Below are 721 nucleotides of genomic sequence, written 5' to 3'. Positions count from 1 at the left end.
AGCAGCGCGGTGGCGAGGCAGGAGGCGGCGGCGGTGAGCACGCCGACCAGCGGGGCGAACACCGCGCGGGGGGCGACGTCGCGGAGTTCGTCCACGTCGCCGACCAGCCGTTCCAGGGCTCCGCCACCGCGGGCCAGCCGGCGCCATCCCTCCGGTCGCTGCAGCAGTCCGTTCCAGAGCCGCACCCGCAGCCTGTCGGTGCCGGCGAAGACCGCGTCGTGCAGCCGCAGCCGTTCGTGGTAGCGCAGCACGGCCCGCCCGATGCCGAAGAAGCGCACGCCCACGACGGAGGTCATCAGGTGCAGGATGGGCGGCTGTTCGCTGGCGGCGACGATCAGCCAGCCGGAGAGCCCGGACAGCGCGACGGCGAACAGGGTGGCGCCCAGGCCAAAGCACAGGGCGGCGACGAACCGCGGGTTCCACGGCTGCAGCATGGCCAGGTTGCGCCACAGGCCCGCACGTCCGGGCCGTGCCGGTGGGCGCTGCGCGGATCCGCCCGCCGCGGCCGGGGCACCGGCTCCGTCGACTTGCCCGCTGATGCCCTTCCCAGGGCCGGACAGGGCGTTATCCGGCAAGTCGGTGGGGAGGGATGCCGCGGTGCCGGAACCGCTGGCCGGGATCAGCCGGTCCGCGAGCGCGGCGGTGGCCGGATCGTGGGCCACCAGGATGACCGTCGCCCGGCCGCGCAGCCCGGCCAGGGCCTGCCCGATGGCCCGGGCCG

The 721-nt window shown here is 75.9% G+C and carries 1 pseudogene; it reads right to left on the bottom strand.

What is annotated here, in order from left to right:
- Positions 1-721 (bottom strand): annotated as a pseudogene (locus tag ACFQ36_RS23130) (ABC transporter); the annotation flags it as partial.

Source organism: Arthrobacter sp. GCM10027362, assembly GCF_042679445.1.
Lineage (GTDB): Bacteria > Actinomycetota > Actinomycetes > Actinomycetales > Micrococcaceae > Crystallibacter.
The sequence above is the reverse complement of the archived record's forward strand: the minus strand, read 5'-3'. Positions and strand labels throughout refer to the sequence as shown.